The organism is Pseudomonas sp. FW305-28 (assembly GCF_017351395.1).
GTDB lineage: Bacteria > Pseudomonadota > Gammaproteobacteria > Pseudomonadales > Pseudomonadaceae > Aquipseudomonas > Aquipseudomonas fluorescens_AA.
On sequence record NZ_JACNDD010000204.1, the window covers coordinates 1 to 9,460 of the forward strand.

Consider the following 9,460-nt stretch of genomic DNA (forward strand, 5'->3'; position numbering starts at 1 on the left):
GCAGCCAAGCATGTCGATGCCTACCTGACCTGGGGTGAACCGCCGGCGGCCGTGGCCGAGAAGATCGCCGACGTGCGCGCTCGTGCCGCCAGGCATGGCCGCAGCGTGCGCTTCGGCGTGCGCCTGCACGTGATCGTGCGGGAAACCAGCGAAGCCGCCTGGGCCGCTGCCGACGAATTGATCAGCCACCTCGACGACGCCACCATCGCCGCCGCCCAGGCCAACTACGTCAAGATGGATTCCGAAGGCCAGCGGCGCATGGCCGCGTTACACGGCGGCGACCGCAACAAGCTGGAAGTGGCGCCCAACCTCTGGGCCGGGGTCGGCCTGGTTCGCGGTGGCGCCGGCACTGCACTGGTCGGCGATCCGGAAACCGTCGCCGCACGTCTGCTCGAATACGCCGACCTGGGCGTCGACAGCTTCGTCCTCTCGGGTTACCCGCACCTGGAAGAAGCCTATCGCTTCGCCGAACTGGTGTTCCCGCTGTTGCCGGGCAAGGGCAAGGTCACCGTGGAAGGCGCCTTCACTGGCGGTGCCTTCGACGTCCGCGCCGGCAAGGAGAAAGTCGCATGAACGTCATCGACCTGCGTTGTCGCCCGGCCTACCTGCACCCATTTTTCGGCGGGATACCGGGCTCGCCCGAACACGCCGTGGCGCGCTGGCTCAACCGGCGCGTCGGCACCCGCGGCCCGGACGATCACTTCGAACGTTCGCTGACACCGGAGGGTTTTCTCGCCGAGGTGCGTGACGCCGGGCTGGACAAAGCCGTGGTGGTGGGCCGCCACACACCGAGCCAGCACCTGCCGAATGAGCGCATCCACGAAATCGTTCGGGGTCACGACGAGCTGATCGGCATCGGCTCGGTAGAGCCGGTGCTACAAGGAATCGAAGGCGCCCTGGCGGAAATAGACCGGGCGATCGATCACCTGGGCCTGGCCGGCATCGACCTGGAACCGGGCTTCGCCGAGCCGGCCCGGCACCCTGACGATGCGCTGTACTGGCCGCTCTACGAACACCTGCAAAAGCGCGGTATCCCGCTGTTCCTGATGAGTGGGCCGACCACCCCGGACCCGAGCTACAACGACCCGGCACGCCTGGCGGCCGTGGCCCGTGCGTTCCCGGACCTAACGATCGTCGTCTACCACGGCTACTGGCCCAACGTTCAGCAGGCCCTCGGCGTTGCTTTCCGCTTTGAAAACATTCACCTGGTGCCGGACATGTACCTGTTCCAGCCAGGCAGCGAGGGTTACGTGCAAGCGGCCAACGGCTACCTGGCCGACCAGTTGCTATTCGGCTCGTCCTACACCTTCCGACCGATCCGTCAAAGCATCGAAGACGCCCTGCAACTGGGGCTTAAAGACGAGGTGCTGGAGAAGTTCTTCCACGGTAACGCGCGCAGGGTATTCGGGCTGGCCTGAGCCGGCGTCGGTTCCGTTCCCCGGGGAACGTTTCCTGCGATTCAAACCGAACCGCAGGAAACGCCAGGTGATCTTCAGCGAACAACCCGGGGAGCACTCCGGCACTCCCCGATTTCATCACGATCCATTGCCTATCCCGCAGCCAGGCGCCCTTCTTGCTCGTCGGCCAACGCGGCGCCGTTGAGGTAGTGGTCGCCCAGCAACCGGCGCTGGGTCAGCAAGGCCGGTTCGGCGCTGTCTGGCAGGGGCCGCGGCAGGCTGCGGCCGGCCAGTTCGAAGTACACGTCACCCGCCAGGCGCGCCGCCTCGGCGGCAGCCAAGCGAAAGGCAATGGCAGCCGACTGGGACTCATCGGCGTACTCCAGCAAGGCGTCAGCAGCGTCGATGCGGATGCGCAGTTCGCCGACGGCGGCAATCACCAGCGCTTCGTGGCGGGCACTTTGTGCACGCAGATAGTCAATCAGCGCCACCTCGACATGCCGAGCATGGGCCAGGTCGCTACGGCCTTGGGAATGTAAGTTGGACATGGGCGATCCTCAGTTCCAGGAATGACGTTGCGGCTTGATGCCGTTGAGCAGTTGATTGCCGACCAAGTGATACTTCCAGCGCACCGGATCGTGCAGGGTGTGAGTCCGCGCATTGCGCCAGAACCGGTCCAGCCCCTGGCTGGCCGAGACGCTGCGGGTGCCGCCCAACTCCAACAGACGGCTGGAAGCCTCCAGGGAAATCTCGGTGGACAGCACCTTGGCCTGGCCGACAATCACCGAAGCTTCAGCAACCCGTTCCTCGCTGGGCTCGGCGACAGCACGGTCGACCGCGTACGCCGCGCGACGCAGAATCGCTTCGGCCGCTTGCAGGCGCCAGGCCAACTCACCGATCAGCGCCTGGCCCAGCGGGTCCTGCCAGCCGTGTTGCAGCCCGCTGTCCACCCACGGGCGCGCCTGGCGTGCTACGCGCAAAGTCTCGGCGAACGCACCACGGGCAATGCCGGTGTCCACCGCAGCCTGAATGATTTGCGAGATCGGGCCGTCGGAGGTGGGTTGGTCATAGGCCTTCCAGGCCGGCACCACGTCGCTCGCCGGTACCCGTACACCTTCGATGCGCACCTGGCCACTGGCGGTGATGCGCTGACCGAAGCCGTCCCAACTGTCGATCACCGTCAGGCCCGCTGCATCCCGTGGAACGAGGGCGATATGAACGTGCCCCGCCTCGTCCACCCCGGCGACCGGCACGATGTGGGCGAACAACGCACCGGTGCAGTAGGCCTTCTCGCCGTCGAGTACGGCCGTGTCGCCGTCGAAACGGATCTGCGTCTGGAAGGTGGTGACGTACTGGCTGCGCGCTTCGGAAAAGGCGTTGCCGAAACGATAGCCTTGCAGAACCTTGGCGTAGTAGCGGCGCTTCTGCTCCTCGCTGCCGGTCAGGCTGAGGTTGCTGAGCACACCGAAATGGTTCTGCGGCAACTGGCCGAGGGACGGATCGGCAGCGGAAATGATCGCGATCACTTCGCTGAGGGTGGCATAGGACACCTCGGCGCCACCGTAGGCCTTCGGCACGCGGATCGCCCACAGCCCGCTCGCGGAAAAACGTTCGAGCTCTTCCCAGGGCAGCCGTCGCTCGCGGTCGCGCAAGGCCGCCTCGCGGGCGAAATCCTCGGCCAGGCGCTGCGCCACCTCGATGGCCTCGGCGTCGCTACGGATGATGTGGGCCGGACTGCGCGGCGCCGGATGGGCCTGCCCAGGCAGATCGAAAGACGGTGAGTCGGTCATGTGCTACTCCATGCATAACGGGTTCATACAGCGCTAAAGCACAGCCCGTACCAAAATTAAAAACGCTTTATATTCAATACCTTGAAGATAAATCCAAGTACGTTTGAAAGCTCCGTGAGCGGCAAACTGTCGATAAACTGTTGCCCAGCGAACAGTTGCGTTGCGCCGCCCTCAGCGAGCCTTGCCACCCAGGTAAAAATGCTGGAGGTCTTCCCGCGCCGCCAGCTCAGTAGCGTCGCCCTCGCCCACTACCCGCCCGTTCTCCAGGATGTAGGCGTAGCTGGCATGGCGCAGGGCGACATTGATGTTCTGCTCGGCCACCAGAAAGCTCACGCCCTCCTGGGCATTGAGCTGCGCGACGATGGCGAAAATCTCTTCGACGAGAATCGGTGCCAGCCCCATCGAGGGTTCGTCGAGCAGCACCAGTCGAGGCTGGGTCATCAAGGCCCGGCCGATGGCAAGCATCTGCTGCTCGCCGCCCGAGGTCAGCCCGGCCTGGGTCTTGCGCTTGGTCTTCAGCCGTGGGAACCAGGCGTAGATCCGCTCCAGATCGTGCTCCAGCTCCCGGCGCGTCGGCTTGCGCAGGAAACCGCCACTGCGCAGGTTATCCTCGATCGTCAGGTGGGCGAACACATGCCGCCCCTCCAGCACATGAACAATGCCCTGGCGTGCCAGCAGATTGGCCGCAACCCCCGCGGTGTCCTGTCCCTGGAAGACAATCCGCCCACGACTGACCTGCGCCCGATCGGCCTGGACCAGCCCGGAAATGGCCTTGAGCGTAGTGCTCTTGCCCGCGCCGTTGGCACCGAGCAGGGCGACGATATCGCCCTGTCCGACCCGCAGGGAAACCCCGGCCACGGCGAGGATCGCGCCGTCGTAGATCACTTCGATGTCTTGCACCGCCAGCAACTCACTGCTTTCGGCGCCCGCAAGGGCCGCAATGGTCATGGTTTACTCCTTGGGCGCAGTCGCGCCCGGTTGTGTTTCGATTTGCCAAGCCGTGCGCAGGGTCACTGCGCCGTGCAATCGCGAGGGGTCACGCCCTTCTCTTTCGCGTACTCGGCGGCCTTGGCATCGATCAACGGGCGCAACGTGGCGCGGTCGGCCTGGACCCAGTCGGTGATCAGGTTCCACTGCTGGCCGTCCCACTGCTGCACCTTGGCCGCCCCGCCGCCCTCGTGGTCGCTGCAGGACAACCGCAGCGGCTGCATCAGCCCAAGAAAACCGATTTCCTTGAGACGCGCATCGTTGAGGTCGAGATGCTCCAGGCCCCAGCGACCTTCCTCACCGTTGAGCGGCCGGTTGCCGAAATGCTTCTGCCCGGTGCGGATCGCTTCGACGGCAATGGCCGCATTCACCAGGCCGGAGTTGTAGTAGACGCTGCCAAAACTCTTCGGATCCTTGAGGTCGCTCTTGCCGGTATCGAGGATGTGCTGGCGGATGCGCTGGTGAATGTCAAAGTCGGCGCCGCCCGGGTAGGGTGTCAATGCCAGATACCCCTTGCCCGCCTCACCGGCCGGTAGCACGTCTTCGTTGGAGCTGGCCCAGATGTCGCCGACGATGCGTTCCACCGGGTAGCCGAAACGTGCTGCGGTCTTGATCGCCACCGGCGTGGACACGCCCCAGGTCCGCAGGAATACCCAGTCCGGCTTGAGTTGCCGCACCTGGCGCCACTGCCCGGCCTGCTCGTTACCCGGGTCGGCCACCGCGATCTGGATGTTCTCGAAGCCGTACTTCTGCGCCAGCAACGCCAGCGGCCCCTGGGTTTCCCGGCCGTAGGCGGAGTCGTGGTAGACGGTGGCGATTTTCTTGCCCTTGAGCTTGTCCAGCCCGCCCTCGCGCTCGGCCACGTAGTTGATGAACGCCGAGGCCTCGCTGTAGAACGTCAGCATGGCCGGGAAGTTATAGGGAAACACCCTACCGTCGGTGGCTTCGGTACGGCCATAGCCAAGGGTGATCAAGGGAATCTTGTCGGCCTCGGCCTTGTCCGCGAGGGCGTAGGCAGCCGGGGCGCCGTTGGGCTGATAGACCGCCACCGGCGCGCCATTGAGACCGTTCTTGAAGCGCTCGTAGCATTCGATGCCCTTCTCCGCCGTCCATTCGGTCTCGCACTCCTGCCAGACCAGCTTGACGCCGTTGATGCCACCTTCCACCTCGTTGATGTAGCGCAGGTAGTCGATCATTCCGGCCCAGACCGGAATACCGCTGGAGGCATAGGCGCCGACCCGGTAGGTGGCCAGCGGGAAGAACTGTTCGTTGGCCGCCTGGGCAGCCGGTACCAGCGCCGTATAGGCGCCGAGTGCCAGGCCGATGGCGGCGAGGCGACGTTTGAGGGTTGCATGCATGATTATCTTCTCGGCTTGAGTGCCCGACCGCGCGAAGGCGGCCGAGCGACAGTTATCGACGGCGGCTCACTGTTCGCTGGCGCAATCACGCGCGGTAATACCCTTTTCCTTGGCGTAGGCGGCAGACTTGGCTTCGATCAATGGGCGCAGCGTGGCTCGGTCGGCCTGAACCCAGTCGGTCACCAACACCCACTTCTCGCCATCCCACTGCTGCACACGCGCCGCACCGCCGCCCTCATGGTCGGAACAGGACAGTTTCAGCGGCGGCAACAGCCCTTCGAAACCACTGGCCTTGAGTCGTGCGGCATCGATGTCCAGGTGTTCGAAGCCCCAGCGCGCTTCCTCGCCGTTGAGCGGGCGATTGCCGAACTTCGCCTGGGCCGTGCGCAGCGCCTCGACCGCGATGGCCGCATTGATCAGGCCGATGTTGTAGTAGACCTTGCCAAAATAGCTGCGGTCCTTGAGGTCGCTCTTGCCGGTGTCGAGGATGGACTGGCGCAAGCGCTTGTGGATCTCGAAACCATCGCCACCCGGGAACGGCGCGAGCGCCTGGTAGCCCTTGGCGGCAGGGCCCGCCGGGATCACGTCGGCCTCGGAACCGGCCCAGACATCACCGATGATGCGATCGACCGGGATGCCGAACCGCGCCGCCGTCTTGATCCCCACCGGCGTGGACACGCCCCAGGTCCGCAGGAACACCCAATCCGGCTTGATCTGCCGCACCTGGCGCCATTGCGCGGACTGTTCGTTGCCTGGATCGGCCACCGGAATCTGGATGTTCTCGAAACCGTACTTCTGCGCCAGCAACGTCATCGGCGCCTGGGTTTCGCGGCCATAGGCGGAGTCGTGGTAGACGGTGACGATCTTCTTGCCCTTGAGCTTGTCGAAACCGCCCTCGCGCTCGGCGATGTAGTTGATGCCCACCGAGGCCTGGCCGTAGTAATTGAGCAGCAACGGGAAGGCGTAGGGAAACACGCTGCCGTCGGTGGATTCGGTACGCCCGCCGGCACCGTCGATCAGCGGGATCCGGTCGGCCGCGCCCTTCTCCATCAGCGCGTAGGAACCCGGCGTGCTGTGGGTGAAGAAGAACGCTGTCGGCGCGCCGTCGAGCCCTCCCTTGTAGCGTTCATAGCACTCGACGATACGGTCGACGTTCCACTCCGTCTCGCACTCCTGCCAGACCAGCTTGACGCCATTGATACCACCTTCGACCTCGTTGATGTAACGGAAATAGTCGATTTCCCCCGCCCACCAGGGGATGCCGCTGGAGGCGTAGGCGCCGACCCGGTAAGTGGCCATGGGGATGAATTGCTGGTTGCTGGCGGCCTGGGTAATGGTCGGCAGCAGGGCCTGGACGCCAGCCACGAAGAGACTGGCGAACAGGAGGCGAGGCAAGGTTCTACGCATGGTCTGTACTTCTTGTGCAGTGTTGGAAACCTCCTTTCCCTGGGTCGGGTCAAGGTCTGTTGGGTCGTGGGTCGGCGCTCAGAACCGCAGCGGCCAGACCCTGATGCGTTCGCGCAAGTCGCCAAGCAGGCGGGCCAGCCCTTCCGGTTCCTTGATCAGGAACCAGATGATCAGGCCGCCGAAGAGCACCTTCTGCAGGTTCTGCAATTGCCCGGCGTCGACGTTGCCGTTGAACAGCCATAGCCCGGCATGGCTGAGCAGGATCGGCACAAGGCTGATGAAGGCCGCGCCGATGAAGCTGCCGGCGATGCTGCCCATGCCGCCGATAATGATGATGAACAGAATCTGGAACGAGCGGTTGATGTCGAAGCTGCCGGCACTGGCCGTGCCCAGGTAGGCGAACGCCCAGAGCGCCCCGGCGATGCCCAGGTAGAACGAACTGACCGCGAAGGCCAGGCGCTTGTAGCGTTCCACTGGAATGCCAATCACGGCGGCAGCGGTGTCCATGTCACGGATCGCCATCCAGTTACGGCCGACCTGGCTGCGCACCAGGTTGGCCGCTATCCAGGTCAGCAGCACCACGCAACTGAGGGTCAACAGGTAGCGACCGACGGGGGTGGTCAGGTTATGGCCCAACAGCTCCAGGCGTGGCGCGCTGATGGTGCCGGACGAGGCGTAGTTGTAGAACCAGGGGAACTTGGCGAACACCCACTCCAGGAAGAACTGCGCGGCCAGCGTCGTGACCATCAGGTAGAAGCCCTTGATCCGCGAGCTGGGGATGCCGAACAGCAACCCCACCAGCCCGGCGATCAAACCACCGCCGATCAGCGCCAGTGGCAACGGCAATCCGGGTACGCGCAGCAGCAGGCCGTAGGCGGCGAACGCGCCCACCGCCATGAAGCCGGCGGCACCGACCGACGTCTGGCCGGTGTAGCCGGTCAGCAGGTTCAACCCCAGGCCGGCCAGCGACAGCACCAGGAACGGAATCAGGATCGCGTTGAGCCAATAGTCGTTGCCCAGCCACGGCAGGCCGACAAAGGCCACCAGCAGCAACAGCAGCAGGCCCGGCCGCCAACGCCGGCGCACCAGGGTCAGCGGCGCCTCGTCGAAGCTGGCAGTCAGGCGCGGAACAGTAGCGGTCATGGCGTCATACCCGTTCAATGATCCGGTCGCCGAACAGGCCGGCCGGTCGGATGTAGAGGAAGATCAAGGCGAGGAAATAGGCGAACCAGGGCGTGATGCCGCCGCCGATCAGCGGGCCGATATAGGCCTCGGCGAGGTTCTCGGCGGCACCGACGATCAGCCCGCCGACGATGGCCCCGCCAATCGAGGTGAAGCCCCCGATGATCAGTACCGGCAGCGCCTTGAGCACCACCAGCGAAAGCGAGAACTGCACGCCCTGGCGCGCGCCCCAGAGCAGCCCGGCGACCAGCCCGACCACCCCGGCCACGGCCCAGACGATCTGCCAGATGCGGTTGAGGTTGATGCCCAACGACAGCGCTGCACGGGTGTCGTCGGCCACGGCGCGCAGGGCAACACCGATGCGAGTCTTGTTGAACAGCAGGGCCAGCACCGCCACCGTCAGCGCGGACACCCCGGCGGCGATCAGGTCGAACTGGCTGATCATGATCTCGCCGACGAACAGCGGGACGTCCTCGATGCCCAGGTCCAGTGCGCGCACCTGGGCGCCCATCAAGCCTTGGGCCAGGCCTTCGATGATGAACGACAGGCCGAGGGTGGCCATGAACAGGGTAATCTGCGAACGGTTGACCAACGGCCGCAATACCAGGCGCTCGATCAACAGCGCGCCGACGACCATCACCAACACCGTCAGGAGCAACGTCAGGGCAAAGGACAGGCCCTGTTCGCGCAAACTGACGAAGGTCAGCGCGGCGAACAACAGCATGGCGCCCTGGGCGAAATTGAACACGCCGCTGGCCTTGTAGATCAGCACGAAACCGATGGCTACCAGCGAATACAAGGTGCCGGCCAGCAGCCCGCCGATCAGGGTTTCCAAAAAGAAGTTCATGGGCGAGGCGTCCCCAGGTAGGCAGCGATCACATCGGGATTGGCCTGGACTTCGGCCGGCGAGCCGTCGCCGACCTTGCGTCCGTAGTCCAGCACCACCACGTGGCTGGACAAGCCCATGACCACCTGGATGTCGTGCTCGATGAGAATCACCGTAGTGCCAAGATCACGATTGATATCGGCGATGAAGCGGCTCATGTCCTGTTTCTCCTCGGCGTTCATGCCGGCCATCGGCTCGTCGAGCAACAGCAGCGTCGGCTGCGCGATCAACGCCCGGCCCAGCTCCACGCGTTTCTGCAGGCCGTAGGCCAGGCTGCCCACGGCGACGTCGCGCCAAGCCTGCAACTCGAGAAATTCCAACACCCGCTCGGCACGCTCGGCGAACGCCCGCGCCTCGCGCCGGGCACGCGGCAAACCCAAGGCCTGTTCGAGAAAAAACGTCCGCTGGAAGCGCGACAGGCCGGTGAGCAGGTTGTCCACCACGCTCATTTTC

10 protein-coding genes are annotated in these 9,460 nt (G+C 64.7%); 2 read left to right on the forward strand and 8 right to left on the reverse strand.

All coding sequences use genetic code 11. From position 1 onward, the window contains the following. Together J4E53_RS28330 and J4E53_RS28335 are read left to right on the forward strand one after the other, a co-directional pair. Positions 1-573 (forward strand): LLM class flavin-dependent oxidoreductase (locus tag J4E53_RS28330; RefSeq protein WP_207268240.1); only part of this gene is annotated, 573 nt, incomplete at its 5' end. Continuing rightward, positions 570-1,418: an amidohydrolase family protein gene (locus J4E53_RS28335; protein WP_103308160.1), complete on the forward strand. Its 849-nt coding sequence runs from the start codon at positions 570-572 to the stop codon at positions 1,416-1,418. The genes J4E53_RS28330 and J4E53_RS28335, both read left to right, overlap by 4 nt. Before the next feature lie 131 nt (positions 1,419-1,549). Here J4E53_RS28335 and J4E53_RS28340 read toward each other — a convergent pair whose 3' ends face one another. The 8 genes from J4E53_RS28340 to J4E53_RS28375 form a co-directional block, all read right to left on the reverse strand. Beyond that, entirely contained in the window at positions 1,550-1,945 is a 396-nt protein-coding gene (locus tag J4E53_RS28340; RefSeq protein WP_060742775.1) for a hypothetical protein, read from the reverse strand. A 9-nt stretch (positions 1,946-1,954) separates the two neighbouring features. Continuing rightward, positions 1,955-3,187 carry an SfnB family sulfur acquisition oxidoreductase gene (locus J4E53_RS28345; RefSeq protein WP_103308159.1) on the reverse strand — a complete coding sequence of 411 codons (1,233 nt, stop codon included), beginning with the start codon at positions 3,185-3,187 and terminating at the stop codon, positions 1,955-1,957. A 171-nt stretch (positions 3,188-3,358) separates the two neighbouring features. After that, positions 3,359-4,135, reverse strand: coding sequence for an ABC transporter ATP-binding protein (locus J4E53_RS28350; protein ID WP_103308158.1), 777 nt, complete (start codon positions 4,133-4,135; stop codon positions 3,359-3,361). 62 nt (positions 4,136-4,197) lie between these two features. After that, positions 4,198-5,532 carry an ABC transporter substrate-binding protein gene (locus J4E53_RS28355; RefSeq protein WP_103308157.1) on the reverse strand — a complete coding sequence of 445 codons (1,335 nt, stop codon included), beginning with the start codon at positions 5,530-5,532 and terminating at the stop codon, positions 4,198-4,200. A 66-nt stretch (positions 5,533-5,598) separates the two neighbouring features. After that, the gene (locus tag J4E53_RS28360; protein ID WP_060742779.1) at positions 5,599-6,939 is read right to left on the reverse strand and encodes an ABC transporter substrate-binding protein; all 1,341 of its coding nucleotides are present in this window, start codon (positions 6,937-6,939) and stop codon (positions 5,599-5,601) included. Between the two features lie 78 nt (positions 6,940-7,017). Further along, entirely contained in the window at positions 7,018-8,082 is a 1,065-nt protein-coding gene (locus J4E53_RS28365; RefSeq protein WP_103308156.1) for a branched-chain amino acid ABC transporter permease, read from the reverse strand. Between the two features lie 4 nt (positions 8,083-8,086). Continuing rightward, a complete protein-coding gene (locus J4E53_RS28370; protein ID WP_103308155.1) occupies positions 8,087-8,968 on the reverse strand; it encodes a branched-chain amino acid ABC transporter permease in 882 nt (293 codons plus the stop codon). After that, on the reverse strand, positions 8,965-9,460 hold a 496-nt coding region (locus J4E53_RS28375), incomplete at its 5' end, for an ABC transporter ATP-binding protein (protein WP_207268241.1). The genes J4E53_RS28370 and J4E53_RS28375, both read right to left, overlap by 4 nt.

Coding starts and splice junctions, on each gene's coding strand:
- J4E53_RS28340 (WP_060742775.1), bottom strand. CDS start 1,945: ATGTCCAACTTACATTCCCAAGGCCGTAGCGACCTGGCCCATGCTCGG.
- J4E53_RS28345 (WP_103308159.1), bottom strand. CDS start 3,187: ATGACCGACTCACCGTCTTTCGATCTGCCTGGGCAGGCCCATCCGGCG.
- J4E53_RS28335 (WP_103308160.1), top strand. CDS start 570: ATGAACGTCATCGACCTGCGTTGTCGCCCGGCCTACCTGCACCCATTT.
- J4E53_RS28360 (WP_060742779.1), bottom strand. CDS start 6,939: ATGCGTAGAACCTTGCCTCGCCTCCTGTTCGCCAGTCTCTTCGTGGCT.
- J4E53_RS28350 (WP_103308158.1), bottom strand. CDS start 4,135: ATGACCATTGCGGCCCTTGCGGGCGCCGAAAGCAGTGAGTTGCTGGCG.
- J4E53_RS28365 (WP_103308156.1), bottom strand. CDS start 8,082: ATGACCGCTACTGTTCCGCGCCTGACTGCCAGCTTCGACGAGGCGCCG.
- J4E53_RS28355 (WP_103308157.1), bottom strand. CDS start 5,532: ATGCATGCAACCCTCAAACGTCGCCTCGCCGCCATCGGCCTGGCACTC.
- J4E53_RS28370 (WP_103308155.1), bottom strand. CDS start 8,968: ATGAACTTCTTTTTGGAAACCCTGATCGGCGGGCTGCTGGCCGGCACC.